Genomic DNA, 14,535 nt, shown 5'->3' on the forward strand with positions numbered 1-14,535 from the left:
AAAATTAATTTAAAATTATTAAACGAACGTTTATAATTTTGTTAAAAATTTCTTAACTTTACTCTAAAGTACACTTCATGAGAAAAAAATTTACAGAAAAACAGATCCATATTTTGGATATTGCTGAAGAGCTTATTGCCAAAAAGGGATACGAAGGAACTTCTGTAAGGGATATCTGTTCCAAGGCCAACATTAATGTGGCCATGATTTCCTATTACTTCGGTTCCAAAGAAAAAATGATGTCTTATCTTTATCAGTACCGCGTACTGAAAACCAGGGAGAATTTTTCTGAATTTGCAGATACCATTAAAGATGGTAAACCGGAGATGCAGCTGAGAGAGATCATAAAATATATTGTTTCCCAACTATTCAAATACAATTATTTCCACGGATTTGTAACGCAGGAGCTCAGGCATACCGAAAATTTAAAAGATGAACTGCTGGATTTCTACCAGCTGTTTGTAAAAAAGTTAGACGATGTCATCAAAAAAGGAGTTGCTTCTGGAGTATTCACTTTTACGCCGAAACCGGAGGATATTCTTACCATGATTATCGGTTCCACATTATTTGTCATCAGAAATAAAAATTTCTACGAACTGTATGTGCCGAGCAAAAATGAAGAAGCTTACACCAAAGAAGCGGAGAAAAAAGTAAGAATGAATCTTTTAGTCAGCGTTTTTGCAATTTTGGGATACGCTGCAGACTAATTTTACGTTAAATATTCATAAAAAAAAATCTATTGACAAAAAAGTTATATTTTTGCAAATTAGTAAATCGGCTGTATAATCCGAAAACTGTTGAATTTTTTATATGAAAAAATATATTTTAGGTCTTTTTGCAGTGGCAGTTGTTTCCTCATGCGTAAGCCAGCAGGAAAGAGCAATGAAGAGTGCTGACAAGAATTTTATCTTAAAGGCAGCTAATGAAAATTTTGCCAAAAAGAAATGGAAGAATGCATTGGCTCTATATGACAGGCTTACTAACCTCGTGGCAGGAACAGATGATTTTCCTAATGTAGGTTTTAATACTGCTTATGCTAATTATTATGACAAAAGTTATAAGCTGGCGGGACATCAGTTTAAAAACTTTGCCGTAAACTTCCCTAAAGACCCAAGAGCAGAAGAAGCAGCATATATGTCTGCATTATGCTACTATGAAGGTTCTATGGATTACAATTTGGATCAGTCTACTACAGAAACAGCGATCAATGAGCTTCAGGACTTCCTGACCAATTATCCGAATTCTGAAAGATCTAAGAATATCAGCCAGCTGATTGATGAGCTGGCTTATAAATTAGAATTCAAAGCATACGAAAATGCAAGACAGTACTTCAAAATGGGAGCGTACAAAGCTGCTAACGTGGCTTTTGAAAATGTACTTGAAGATTTTCCAAGTACCAAGCTTCGTCCGAAGATCTATGATTATATCATGAAATCACGTTATGAGCTGGCTCAGAAATCTGTTTACGAGCTTAAAGACGAGCGTATAGAAAGTGCTATTTCTTATACAAAAATGATAGAAAAAGAACTTCCGAATACAGAATATTCTAAAACGGCAGCAGATCTTAAGGTGAAGCTGGAAAAAGAAAAAGAAAATTTTGTTGTTGTTAAAAAGCAGACGGAAGCAAAAATAGCAGCATTAACAGCAAAACAGAAAAAAGAGGCCGATAAACTGGCAGAAAAGAATAAAACAGATCAGCAGATCAAAGATCAGATCAGCAATGAAAAGAAAGCAATGCAGATGCAGAGGGATAGTGCAGCACTTCAAACCCCTCCGCCAGCAGCCACTTTCAAAATTCAAAGATAATTCGTAAATTTGCCATCTTAAAATAAAATAATTTTCTCAAAATGAGTGTAAAAGATACAAAAGCAGAAGTAAATACTATTACTTACGATAAAGACAAGATTGAAGATAAAGTAGGTTCAATCTATGAAGCTATTGTTATCATGGGAAAGAGAGCAGAGCAGATCAATGCGGAGATCCGTACGGAACTTCACAATAAATTGGATGAATTTGCTGTGCACAATTCTACATTGGAAGAAGTTTTCGAAAACAGAGAGCAGATCGAAATTTCTAAGCATTACGAAAAACTTCCTAAGCCTACCTCTATCGCTATCGAAGAATGGCTGAATGAAGATATCTATTTCAGAAAGACAGAAGACAGAAAATAATCATTTGTGTTTTTTATATATGAAGGTCATAAGGGAATTTAGTTCTTTTATGACCTTTGTCTGTTTATACCCGTCTTTGTGCAAAAAAATAAGTAATTTAGGAGTTCAAAAATTAAAACTAAATGAGTGTTTCCGGTAAAAAGATACTTATCGCTGTTTCTGGAGGAATTGCAGCTTATAAAATTCATTTCCTGATCAGGGATTTTGTCAAAAAAGGAGCTGAAGTTCAGGTGATTATGACACCCGATGCAGAGCAGTTTGTAACAAAACTAAGTCTTTCAACCCTTTCCAGAAAACCTGTGTATTCAGATTTTTACGGTGATAATGGTACCTGGAACAGTCATGTAGAAATGGCATTGTGGGCAGATGTAATGATTGTTGCTCCATGTACAGCCAATACATTAGCCAAGATGATTCACGGAATGTGTGATAATCTGGTGATTGCCACCTACATGTCTGCAAAATGTCCTGTATTTATTGCCCCGGCAATGGATCTGGATATGTATGCACATCCTTCCACTAAACAGAATATTGAATTGGCAGAAGATTACGGACATATCATTATTCCTGCTGAAACCGGTGAATTGGCCAGTGGTTTAATAGGTCAGGGAAGAATGGCAGAACCTGAAACTATCTTCAAAACTGTTGAAAACTTTCTTGCTTCCGGAAGTCAGCCCAAAAGCCTGGAAGGAAAAACAGTGCTGATTACTGCAGGACCTACCTATGAAGCAATTGATCCTGTGAGATTTATCGGAAATCATTCTTCAGGTAAAATGGGATTTTCCCTTGCTGAGGAAGCTTCCAAAAGAGGGGCAAAAGTTATTCTGATCTCCGGACCAAGTACACAGGTAACTGATGATAAAAGCATTGAACTCCATAAAGTAATCTCTGCCAGAGAAATGCTGAATAAGGTTTTTGAATTTTATGACCGCGTGGATATTGGTATTGCCAGCGCTGCGGTGGCGGATTATGCTCCAAAAGAAGTTGCCAAAGAAAAAATTAAAAAAAATGATGACAGTTTAACCATCGAACTGGTTAAAAATCCGGATATCCTTAAAACAATGGGCGAAAAGAAAACCCATCAGTTTTTGGTAGGTTTTGCGTTGGAAACCCAGAATGAAGAAGAAAACGCCAAAGGAAAACTGGAAAAGAAAAATCTTGATATGATTGTTCTGAACTCTCTTCGTGATGAAGGGGCCGGATTTAAAAATGACACTAATAAAATCAGGATATTTACAAAAACAGAAAAGAAAGAATTTGACCTCAAATCCAAAGATGCAGTAGCTGCAGATATTCTGGATTTTGTTGAGGCTCAACTTTTAAAATAATTTTAATAAATTTCCGTTCTCAATTTTTAATTAGATAATGAAAAAAATCATAAGCTTATTCTTGCTGCTTTTTATATACAATCTGAGTTTTTCCCAGGAATTGCTTGCAACCGTACAAATTAATTCCCAGCAGCTGGGAGGAAGTAACCAGCAGGCCTATAAAGCTTTGGAAAAAAGCCTCAGAGACTTTATCAACAATACCAGCTGGACTGGAAAAAAGCTTCAGAATTTCGAAAAGATCAAATGTAACTTTGCCGTTGTAATTGCTGAAAGAGATGGGAATAGGTTCAAAGGAAGTATTGTAATCCAGGCTGTGCGTCCTGTATTCAGTACAAGCTATGAATCACCGCTTGTTAATCTTCAGGATCAGAGATTTTCCTTTGAATATATTGAAAATGAAAACCTTGTGTTCAACGAAAGACAGTTCTCCGGAAAAAACCTGATTGATGTGGTAAGCTTTTATGTATATGTCATTTTAGGCTATGATGCAGACAGTTTCCAATCGATGGGCGGGACTCAGTGGTTTGCAAAAGCTCAGCAGATTGCCCAGAATTCCCAGAACAGAAACTATGAAGGCTGGAATGTCATCAACGAGCCAAGAAGCCGTACGATACTGATCAATGAAATTATCAATCCGAACTGGAGCCAGTTGCGTTCCACAATGTATACCTATCACAGAGCAGGTTTGGATAATCTCTTCAATCAGGATCAGACTGCTGCAAAAAAAGTGATTTTCGATGCTCTCATGCAGCTGAAAAGATATGAAAACTCTTTCCAGCAGTCCTATTACTTCAATCTGTTTCTCGATAATAAAAGTGATGAAATCTTCAATATTTTCAATTCCGGGAATAATGGAGGCATCGTGATGAATGATCTGAGACAGCTGATGATGACCCTTTCTCCAAAAAATTCGGAGAATAAGTGGAATAAATGGAAGAATTAGGATATGGTTGGAGAATCAATTGAGGAAATTGTAGACAAGGTCCTTAAATCCTGGGTTGAAAATGAAGTCAATCAGCTTCCGTGCGAAATTGAAAAAGAAATGCTTGCTCCGGAGCAACCTGATGATGAATGGAAATTCTGGCTCCCCATCAAAAGCACGGTAACAGACACCGATCTTCAGGAGTTTGAAACTGAAACCGGATTTATTTTTCCTGAAGACTTTAAAAAATTCCTGAAGCATAAGCATTTTTATGAACTTCAAATTTCAGAAGTTTCCTTTTGCTCCCATCCGGTCAACATCTGGAAGGCATCTCTCCGTGAAATGATGTTTAAAACCTATCCCAGAGAATTTCTTTTTGATAAAGGATACGTGCCGTTTGCCCTTTACAGTGACTGGGGACTCTTATGTTTTGATACCCATAACAGTAATGCCGTGGTACTTTGGGATCATGAAGACGAGGGAACTTTCGAATATAAATATACCAACTTCCATGACCTGATGAATGAGATTTCAAAAGAAGGCTAGAAGTCTGCATTTAATCACATCTGTCATACTGATTTCGTTAAAAAAAACTATTTTTACAATATTAATATCTGATAAAAACGCGGATTATCCATGCTTTCGAGAATTTATATTAAAAATTTTGCCTTGATTGATACCCTTGAAGTATCATTGAATAACGGTCTGCAGGTAATTACCGGAGAGACCGGAGCGGGAAAATCTATTATTTTAGGCGCTTTAAGACTTATCCTTGGTGAAAGGGCTGAAGCAAAATCCATTGCTACATCAGAAGAAAAAAGTATTGTAGAAACGGAGTTTGATCTTAATAACCAGTTCAAAAAATTCTTTGTTGAAAATGATCTGGATTATGAGCATCATACAATTATCAGGAGAGAAATTCTTCCTTCCGGAAAGTCCAGAGCATTCATTAATGATGTTCCGGTGACTCTTGATGTGCTTAAAGAACTTTCCTCAAAACTGATTGATATTCATTCCCAGTTTGAAACTTCAAATCTTTTCACTTCGGAATATCAGTTTAAAATTATTGACGGACTTTCTGAAAATAAAAAAGGGATTGAAGACTACCAAAATGAATTTTCAGACTTTCAGAGCTTGAAAATACAGCTTAAGAAATTTCAGAATCAGCTTTCCGAGAACAGAAAAGAAAGTGATTACAAGGAATTTTTGCTGAACGAACTGGAAGAACTGAAACTCGATGATGTAGACTATGAAGATCTGCAAAACCAGCTTTCTATCCAGGAAAATGCCGAAATGATCTCTGAAAATCTTGTACAGATTCTCTCCAGGTTTCATCAGGAAGAGGTAGGAATTCTTTCTTTCTTCAACGAAGCTAAAAATAAACTGTCAAAAATCTCAGAAGTTTCTAATGGTTTTTCCGAGCTTGATGAAAGGCTGGAAACCTCTTTTGTAGAAATTAAAGATATTATTTCCGAGCTTGAGAATGAATCGGAAAAAATAGAGATTAACCCGGCTAATCTTGCCATTCTTGTTGAACTTAATAATAAAATCAATTCTTTATTTCTAAAGCATAATGTTTCCGATATCAATGAATTGAGAGAACTCAGAGACCAGCTGGCAAGTGAGCAGAAAGGGGCTTCGGAACTTGAAGATCATATAGCAGAACTTGAAGAAAATATTTCCAAAAAAGAAAAAACGCTTCAGACCCTTGCAGAAAAGCTTTCAAAAAACAGAAAAAAATCTATTCCTGTTTTTATCAAGAAAGCAGAAACACTTCTTAAAAAACTAGGTCTTGAAAAAGCCAGAGTTGATATTGAACTTCAGGATGTATCGGAATTTAATGCATTCGGAAAAGAAAATATCCAGCTGCTTTTCCAGGCTAATTCAGGATTTCCTTTAAAACCTATTCAGACGGCTATTTCCGGTGGTGAAAGATCAAGAGTAATGCTTGCCGTAAAGAAAATAATTGCCGAAAGTGATGAGCTTCCAACCCTGATTCTTGATGAAATTGATACCGGAGTTTCCGGAAAAGTGGCAGAAGAGATCGGAAACCTGATGAGAGAAATGGCTACAGATATGCAGCTTATAGTTATCTCTCACCTTGCACAGGTTGCGGCTAAAGGAAATGACAACTATAAAGTGGTAAAACAGGATGTTTCCGGCAAAACACAGTCTACAATTATTCCTCTGAGCAGCGAAGAGAAACTGAACGAGATCGCACAGCTTCTTTCCGGAAGTAAAATTACCGAAGCAGCACTGGCACAGGCAAAAGAATTAATCGGCTAAAAAACTGTAACATATTTTACATTATATTTACTAATGTAAAAAAACTAAAATATGTTTCTAAAGTTCCTGAGGCTTGAAGTAAAAAGCTTTTTCCGCGGTACTTCTGTAGGCGTGAACCTTTTAATGAAGATCCTGCGTTTTATGGCTGTTCTTTATTTTATGGCGTGCCTTGCGGGTGGTGCCTTTGCTGCATTTTTTTATGTGCGGGATGAAATGCATCTGGACCCTTTAAAAGCAATTTCAAAACTTTTGGTGGTTGCATGGGCGGTAGATCTGGTCCTGAAATACATCTGGCAGGAAATGCCAACCCAGAACATCAAACCTTTCCTTACCCTGAATATTCCGAAGAATACGCTGGTTAATTATATGCTTATAAAAACCTTTCTTTCGGCGTTAAGTTGGCTGAATTCTTTATTCTTTATCACATTTTCAATCATTGCATTATTCAACGGCTATAGTGTTGTGGGTATTTTGACGTGGTTTATCGGGATTTCTTTATTGTTTTATATTAATAATTTTATCAATATCCTGTTTAATGATAAAGAGACCATCGTTATTATCATAGGCTGTATATTGGCTGCAGTTGCCGGTCTAGGCTATTATAATATTATACCAGTACTTTCTTATTCGGAAAAACTGATATATGGTTTCTACCAAAATCCTTATCTGATTGCCATTCCGGTTGTTCTGTTTTTGGCTCTGTGGAGAATCTGCTTCGGCTATGTCCGTAAAGAATTTTATCTGGATCAGGGACTGGAGGCTAAGAAACAGTTTGGAAAGACAGAAAATATTGCTTTCTTAAACAAATATGGTGTCATAGGAACGTTTATCAATAATGATATTAAAATGCTGAGACGAAATAAAGTAACAAAAGGAATCCTGATTGGAAGCTTTTTATTCCTTTTCTATGGAATGCTGATGTATACTTCTAATGGATATAAAACACCTGCTATGATGATGCTTATGGGGTTATTTGTGACCGGTGGTTTCCAATTTCTTTTCGGACAGCGGGTTCCAGCTTTCGACAGCTCTTACTATCCTTTAATGATGACGCTGAATGTTCCTTACAAAGAATATCTTAAGGCAAAATGGTGGCTCATCAATATCATGACAGCAGCTTCCGTGGTTCTTGCGTTGTTTTATGTTTACTTCGGTTGGGAAGTTTACGTAACATTCTTTGCGGCAGGGATTTATAATATAGGAGTGAACTCCCAGTTGACACTCTGGTCCGGAGCATTTAACAAAACCCAGATTGACCTGAACTCAAAAGAGAAAAGAATAGGACAGAAAAACAGCTTTAACCTTAAATCTATGCTCCTTTTAATTCCTAAAATGTTACTTCCTATGGGTGTTTTTGCTCTGACAAAATACTTTTTTGGAATTACGGCCGGAGTGGTGAGTATTGCAATTTTAGGATTTGCAGGATTCTTATTCAGAGAAAAAATGTTCAATATCATTGTTAAACAATACAAAAGCGAAAAGTACAGCACACTGGACGCATTTAAAAAATAAAGACTAAACTTCTATGATTACGATCAATAATTTATCCAAAACATACGGAACAGCTACAGTTCTTAATATTGAACATCTTGAAATCCCTAACGGTGAAACGTTTGGACTTGTAGGAAACAATGGAGCTGGAAAAACGACGCTTTTCAGTCTTATGCTTGATCTGATCCAGCCTACGACAGGATTTGTAAGCATTGAAGATATCAAGGTTAATGAGTCCGAAGCCTGGAAAAATAAAGTCTCTGCATTCGTAGATGATACTTTTTTGATCGGCTATCTTACCCCTGAAGAATATTTTTACTTTATCGGAGAACTGAGAGGCCAGAACAAAGCTTCTGTTGATGAATTCTTGAAGCCTTTTCATGATTTCTTTAACGGAGAGATCCTTAATTCCGGAAAATACGTCCGTGACTTATCCAAAGGTAACCAGAAAAAAGTAGGAATCGTAGGAGCTGTTATTGGAAATCCGGAAATTATTATTCTTGATGAACCTTTTGCAAATCTTGATCCTTCTACCCAGATCAAGCTGAAAAACCTCATTAAAGAACTCTCAAAACAGGATGGAGTTACTTTCCTGATCTCCAGTCATGATCTTTCCCATACTACGGAAGTCTGTAACAGAATTGTTGTAGTAAACAAAGGCCAGCTGGTAAAAGACATCAAGACGAATCCGGAAACATTGAAAGATCTGGAACAGTATTTTGCAGATCAGGTTTCTACGCCTTCAGCAGTATAATCCATATTAAAAATAATGAGCATAGAATCACAGAACGTTACGGATTATCCTAACAGCAATACCATCTTTATGGTATGGAAACTTAATGAAAGTCCTCAGCTGAAACCTGTTTTTCAACAGCTTTGTGCTTTGGTCCTCAATCTTAATAATTCTGTTTTCAACAGGTTTCCCGACAGCCGGGCGAGCTGTGTTATGGGAATAGGTTTTGAAGCCTGGAAAAAGCTGGAACTTTCGACTCCTTTGCCTAAGGAATTAGTTAATTTTGAAGAGATTAAAGGGGGAAAACATGCAGCTGTTTCCACACCGGGAGATCTTCATTTTCACCTGAGAGCAGATAATAAAAGCCTTATTTTTGATATGGCGATAGAGATTTCAAAGCTTCTGGCTCCCGTCGCAGAAAGTATTCTTGAAATTCATGGATTTAAATACTGGGACGCACGTTCTATTCTCGGTTTTGTGGACGGAACAGAAAATCCTCATGGAGAAGACCGTGATTATTTTGCCAAAATAGGAGACGAAGACCCTCAGTATAAAGGCGGAAGTTATTTATTTGTTCAGAAATACATCCACAATATGGATGCATGGAAAGGACTTTCTACAGAGGAGCAGGAAAAAGTGATCGGTAGGTCAAAAGAAAATGATATTGAAATGTCTGATGCCGTAAAGCCATCCAATTCTCATATCGCTTTAGCCAATATTGAAGGCGAAAATGGTGAAGAACTGAAAATTGTAAGAGATAATATGCCTTTTGGAAGCCCGTCTTCCAATGAGTTCGGAACTTATTTTATTGCTTATTCAAATACTTTCAGTACAACTAAAAAAATGCTGACGAATATGTTTATCGGAGATCCTCCGGGAAATTATGACAGGATTTTAGATTTCAGTACAGCGGTTACCGGAACACTTTTCTTTGTTCCTACCCGAAATATGCTGGATGAGTTTTCAGGATAATAAAAAAGATTGGCAGAATAATGCTGAAAAAATAAAAGCCTCTGAATTTCTGAGGCTTTCTAATATTTAATCAATAATTACTGAAATCTTATTTCAGGCTTCCTACCATATCTTCAGGTTTTACCCACTCATCAAACTGTTCGGCAGTTAAAAGACCAAGCTTGATGGCTTCTTCTTTTAAAGTAGTTCCATTTTTATGCGCTGTTTTCGCAATTTTAGCGGCATTTTCATAACCAATGTGTGTGTTCAGAGCGGTAACAAGCATTAATGATTTGTCTACCAGTTCTTTAATTCTTTCATGGTTCGGTTCAATACCTTCGGCACAGTGATCATTGAAGGAAATACATGCATCAGCGATCAGTTGGGCAGATTGAAGGAAATTGTAGGCCATCACTGGCTTGAAAACATTCAGCTCATAATTTCCCTGTGTTCCTGCAAAAGAAATTGTAGTATCATTTCCTAAAACCTGTGCACAAACCATGGTCATTGCCTCATTTTGTGTAGGGTTTACTTTCCCCGGCATGATGGAAGATCCCGGCTCATTTTCAGGAATATGGATTTCCCCGATTCCGGAGCGTGGCCCGGAAGCCAGTAATCTGATATCCTGAGCAATTTTAAATAAAGAGACAGCCAGCTGTTTTAAAGCCCCGTGAGATTCAACAATAGCATCATGTGCAGCTAGTGCTTCAAATTTATTTTCTGCAGTTATAAAAGGATGATTGGTGAATTTGGCAATATATTCAGCCACCTTTACATCATAACCGTTTGGAGTATTAAGTCCTGTTCCTACAGCAGTTCCGCCAAGAGCAAGCTCAGAAAGGTGAGGAAGTGTATTTTTTAAAGCCCTCAGTCCGAATTCAAGCTGTGCTTTGTATCCTGAAAACTCCTGTCCCAGAGTAAGCGGGGTAGCATCCATAAGGTGAGTTCGTCCTATTTTCACAATATCTTTAAAAGCTTCTGCTTTTTCAGCAAGGGTATTCTTTAATTTTTCAACAGCCGGAATAGTTACTTCTACCACTTTTTTATAAGCAGCAATATGCATGGCCGTAGGGTAGGTATCATTAGAAGACTGGGATTTGTTTACATCATCATTCGGATGAATTTCGGATTTGTCACCTAAAGTTCCGCCGTTGTTAACGTGAGCTCTGTTTGAAACCACTTCATTGACATTCATATTGGACTGGGTTCCCGAGCCGGTCTGCCAGATTACCAAAGGAAACTGATCATTTAGTTTTCCATCAAGAATTTCGTCGCACACTTTGGCAATCATATCCCTTTTTTCTGCGGAAAGAACTCCAAGATCAGTGTTGGTGTAGGCTGCTGCCTTTTTTAAGTAAGCAAAAGCTTCAATGATCTCATGAGGCATAGAACCTTCAGGCCCGATCTTAAAATTATTTCTTGAACGCTCAGTCTGTGCCCCCCAAAACTTATCTGCAGGTACCTGAACCTCTCCCATAGTATCCTTTTCGATTCTGTAATTCATTGTGATTGAAATTTTTATAAAGTTAACCATAAACGCAGAATCACGCAATTTATAATCATTATAAATATCAATACGAATGACTGATTTTACTCATGTTTTTTAAGGGATGACGTATTTTTGCATAAACAAAAATTGAATGGATTTTAGATATCAGGATCCGTATCCGATTCAGAAGGATGATACGGTGTATAAAAAGCTTACATCAGATTATGTAAAGGTTGAGAAATTAGGAGAAAGGGAGATTTTAACGGTTGATCCGAAGGGACTCGAACTTCTCGCTGAAGAAGCTATGGCTGATGTTTCATTCATGCTTCGTTCTTCCCACCTTGAAAGTCTCAGAAGAATCATTGATGATCCGGAAGCTACTGATAATGACAGATTCGTGGCTTACAACCTGTTGCAGAATGCTGCAGTTGCTGTTGAAGGAGCTCTTCCTTCATGTCAGGATACAGGTACTGCCATTGTGATGGGGAAAAAAGGAGAAAATGTTTATACAGGAGTTGATGACGGAGAATATTTGAGCAAAGGAATTTACAATACCTATCAGAAAAGAAACCTCAGATACTCTCAGGTAGTTCCTTTAACGATGTTTGATGAAAAAAATTCAGGATCAAATCTTCCTGCACAGATTGATATTTATGCAAAAAAAGGAGATTACTACGAATTTTTATTTTTAACAAAAGGTGGTGGTTCTGCCAATAAAACATTCTTATATCAAAAGACCAAATCATTATTAAATGAAAAGTCTCTTGAAGAATTTGTTAAAGAAAGAATTTCAGACCTTGGTACGGCTGCATGTCCGCCTTACCATTTGGCTCTTGTCATAGGTGGAACTTCTGCTGAAGCAAACCTGGCTGCCGTAAAAAAAGCATCTGCAAAATATTACGATCATCTTCCAACAGAAGGGAATGAAGCCGGACAGGCTTTCAGAGACCTTGAGTGGGAGGCTAAAGTTCAGAAAATATGTCAGGAAAGTGCAATCGGAGCGCAGTTCGGAGGGAAATACCTTACTCATGACGTAAGAGTTATCAGGCTTCCCCGTCACGCTGCTTCATGTCCGGTTGGAATGGGGGTTTCTTGTTCTGCAGACAGAAATATCAAAGGAAAAATTACAAAAGACGGTATTTTCCTTGAGCAGCTTGAGCAGGATCCTAAAAGATTCTTACCTGATACACCACCACATCTTGAAGAAGCTGTAGAGATCAATCTGAACAAACCAATGCCGGAAATATTGGCAGAGTTATCGAAATATCCGATCAAAACAAGATTGAAATTAAACGGAACACTTATCGTTGCGAGAGATATTGCCCACGCAAAGATCAAAGAGATCATCGACAGTGGAAAACCAATGCCTGAATACTTCAAAAATCACCCGATCTATTATGCAGGACCCGCAAAAACTCCGGAAGGAATGGCTTCAGGTAGTTTCGGACCTACAACGGCAGGTAGAATGGATGTTTATGTTGATGAATTCCAGAGTCATGGCGGAAGTATGATCATGCTGGCCAAAGGAAACAGAAGTAAAGATGTTACCAATGCATGCGGTAAGTACGGAGGATTTTATCTTGGATCAATCGGTGGACCGGCTGCTATTCTTGCCAAAGACAATATTGTATCTGTAGATGTTGTGGACTTCCCGGAATTGGGTATGGAAGCTGTAAGAAAGATTGAAGTAAAAGATTTCCCTGCATTCATTATTACGGATGATAAAGGCAATGATTTCTTCGCAGATCTTGCCCATTAATTAGTTTAAAATCAAAATAAATTATAAAATAGGACCTGTATCTTTTGTATACAACACAAAAAAGTCCTATTTTTGCCTAAAATCTTTAAGAGAATGATAACTATTTTATCAGCATTTTGGCCGTTCTACCAGTTCCTATGGACTGTATTCTTTATAATTATGTTCTTAGTAGGGTTCTGGTGTATCTTCATGTTCTTCGGTTTGGTAATCCCAATGTGGTTAACTGAAGGTCTGAAAGAATATTTCGGAAAAGTAAAACCTTTTGATCCTGAGGATATCAGAAGAAAAGAGGTTAATGAGCAGGAAGGTGTAGAAGTAATCTTCAGCAATCCTAAAGGGAACGGTCCTTTCATCCACGATCACGGACATCATCATTAATTGATTGTCATTGCTTTTTCACCTGAATTCTGAAAAAGTAATATCAAAGCAAAACAACATATACAAACCGCTTAATTTTTTAGGCGGTTTTTTTATTATCCGTTTCTCATCTTTTCAGGAGATACTCCGAATTTTTTCCTGAATGCGCGGGTGAAGTTCTGTACATATTCATAACCGCATTCAATGGCGATTTCCTTGATCATAATATCCTTGTCAATGATCATTTTCTTTGCCTTTAGCATTCTCAGTTCCGAAATATAATCTGTAACGGTCATATTATATTGATACTTAAACTCTTTCCTGATCTTATTCTGGCTAAAACCTGTCAGTTTCCCAATATCTTCAGCTCTGATGCTCCTATGGTAATTTTCATCAATAAATTTTTTCACCAGGAAAGAAATTCCCGGATCTTCCTGTGTTTTATTTTTTTCATTGAACTGTTCAAAAATAAGAATGAGAAGTTTAATAATTTTAGCTTCTACAAATAATCTCTGCATCATTCCTTTTTTTGAATAGCTGATCAGTTCATTCAGAATCATATGCATTTCCACAGTCATATAAGGCGGAGTTTTCTTATGAAGGAAAATATAATTGTTTCTGATCATATTTTCGAGAATTTCTGCATTTTCTCTGCTGGATTCCGGATCTATAAGATTGAAAATATACTGGTAGTTAATCTGTATCTGAAAATATTTTATTGTTTCCTGGTTTTCAGTCCATAGCTCTGCTGTACTTTCCCTGGAAGAGTAATGCAGAATATACTGATTTTTTCTGAACAGGAATTTTGTCTCACAGTCATTGGCCTCCAGCCTTATATTGGGGCTCAGCAGAAAAAGGAGACTGAAACTTGCCTTACTCTCAATCATATGTAATCTTGAAAACTTTTCAGGCTGCTTATCCTCCTGTATAATAATCCTGATGTTTTCTGAACTGAACAATAGTCCGTTCCGGGATGGATTCTTCATACGAAATGACTTTAAGAGTGGTACAATTTGAAATAAATTCCTACACCGGATAACAAAAAGTT

14 protein-coding genes are annotated in these 14,535 nt (G+C 37.2%); 12 read left to right on the forward strand and 2 right to left on the reverse strand.

Going from position 1 to position 14,535, the window contains the following annotated elements; translation table 11 throughout:
• Nucleotides 1–77: 77 nt before the first annotated feature.
• From ACQWU4_RS11285 to ACQWU4_RS11330, 10 genes are all read left to right on the forward strand, one after another.
• Nucleotides 78–707 (forward strand): TetR/AcrR family transcriptional regulator, encoded by a 630-nt coding sequence (locus ACQWU4_RS11285; RefSeq protein WP_073328854.1) that lies wholly within the window; start codon nucleotides 78–80, stop codon nucleotides 705–707.
• Nucleotides 708–810: 103 nt separating this feature from the next.
• The gene (locus ACQWU4_RS11290) at nucleotides 811–1,806 is read left to right on the forward strand and encodes an outer membrane protein assembly factor BamD (protein WP_429935859.1); all 996 of its coding nucleotides are present in this window, start codon (nucleotides 811–813) and stop codon (nucleotides 1,804–1,806) included.
• A 41-nt stretch (nucleotides 1,807–1,847) separates the two neighbouring features.
• On the forward strand, nucleotides 1,848–2,171 hold the full coding sequence (locus ACQWU4_RS11295; protein WP_027372958.1) for a DNA-directed RNA polymerase subunit omega: 324 nt from the start codon (nucleotides 1,848–1,850) through the stop codon (nucleotides 2,169–2,171).
• A 122-nt stretch (nucleotides 2,172–2,293) separates the two neighbouring features.
• Nucleotides 2,294–3,499: a bifunctional phosphopantothenoylcysteine decarboxylase/phosphopantothenate--cysteine ligase CoaBC gene (gene coaBC, locus ACQWU4_RS11300; RefSeq protein WP_429935860.1), complete on the forward strand. Its 1,206-nt coding sequence runs from the start codon at nucleotides 2,294–2,296 to the stop codon at nucleotides 3,497–3,499.
• Nucleotides 3,500–3,536: 37 nt separating this feature from the next.
• Complete coding sequence (locus ACQWU4_RS11305) at nucleotides 3,537–4,442, forward strand: DUF4835 family protein (protein ID WP_429935861.1); 906 nt, start codon at nucleotides 3,537–3,539, stop codon at nucleotides 4,440–4,442.
• A 3-nt stretch (nucleotides 4,443–4,445) separates the two neighbouring features.
• Complete coding sequence (locus ACQWU4_RS11310) at nucleotides 4,446–4,967, forward strand: SMI1/KNR4 family protein (RefSeq protein WP_429935862.1); 522 nt, start codon at nucleotides 4,446–4,448, stop codon at nucleotides 4,965–4,967.
• Between the two features lie 90 nt (nucleotides 4,968–5,057).
• Nucleotides 5,058–6,707, forward strand: a complete 1,650-nt coding sequence (locus ACQWU4_RS11315) for a DNA repair protein RecN (protein ID WP_429935863.1) — start codon at nucleotides 5,058–5,060, stop codon at nucleotides 6,705–6,707.
• 51 nt (nucleotides 6,708–6,758) lie between these two features.
• Nucleotides 6,759–8,219, forward strand: coding sequence for a DUF5687 family protein (locus ACQWU4_RS11320; RefSeq protein ID WP_429935864.1), 1,461 nt, complete (start codon nucleotides 6,759–6,761; stop codon nucleotides 8,217–8,219).
• Between the two features lie 13 nt (nucleotides 8,220–8,232).
• Nucleotides 8,233–8,952, forward strand: coding sequence for an ABC transporter ATP-binding protein (locus ACQWU4_RS11325; RefSeq protein WP_429935865.1), 720 nt, complete (start codon nucleotides 8,233–8,235; stop codon nucleotides 8,950–8,952).
• A gap of 15 nt (nucleotides 8,953–8,967) precedes the next feature.
• Nucleotides 8,968–9,903: a Dyp-type peroxidase gene (locus tag ACQWU4_RS11330; protein ID WP_429935866.1), complete on the forward strand. Its 936-nt coding sequence runs from the start codon at nucleotides 8,968–8,970 to the stop codon at nucleotides 9,901–9,903.
• Nucleotides 9,904–9,991: 88 nt separating this feature from the next.
• Here ACQWU4_RS11330 and fumC read toward each other — a convergent pair whose 3' ends face one another.
• Nucleotides 9,992–11,386 carry a class II fumarate hydratase gene (gene fumC, locus ACQWU4_RS11335; protein WP_429935867.1) on the reverse strand — a complete coding sequence of 465 codons (1,395 nt, stop codon included), beginning with the start codon at nucleotides 11,384–11,386 and terminating at the stop codon, nucleotides 9,992–9,994.
• Nucleotides 11,387–11,522: 136 nt separating this feature from the next.
• Here fumC and ACQWU4_RS11340 point away from each other — a divergent pair, with 136 nt between their 5' ends.
• Together ACQWU4_RS11340 and ACQWU4_RS11345 are read left to right on the forward strand one after the other, a co-directional pair.
• Nucleotides 11,523–13,130 carry a fumarate hydratase gene (locus ACQWU4_RS11340; protein WP_429935868.1) on the forward strand — a complete coding sequence of 536 codons (1,608 nt, stop codon included), beginning with the start codon at nucleotides 11,523–11,525 and terminating at the stop codon, nucleotides 13,128–13,130.
• A gap of 93 nt (nucleotides 13,131–13,223) precedes the next feature.
• The gene (locus ACQWU4_RS11345) at nucleotides 13,224–13,508 is read left to right on the forward strand and encodes a hypothetical protein (protein WP_260541601.1); all 285 of its coding nucleotides are present in this window, start codon (nucleotides 13,224–13,226) and stop codon (nucleotides 13,506–13,508) included.
• 95 nt (nucleotides 13,509–13,603) lie between these two features.
• Here ACQWU4_RS11345 and ACQWU4_RS11350 read toward each other — a convergent pair whose 3' ends face one another.
• On the reverse strand, nucleotides 13,604–14,473 hold the full coding sequence (locus ACQWU4_RS11350) for a helix-turn-helix domain-containing protein (protein ID WP_429935869.1): 870 nt from the start codon (nucleotides 14,471–14,473) through the stop codon (nucleotides 13,604–13,606).
• Nucleotides 14,474–14,535: the final 62 nt, after the last annotated feature.

The sequence above is a fragment of the Chryseobacterium sp. MIQD13 genome (assembly GCF_050496705.1).
GTDB lineage: Bacteria > Bacteroidota > Bacteroidia > Flavobacteriales > Weeksellaceae > Chryseobacterium.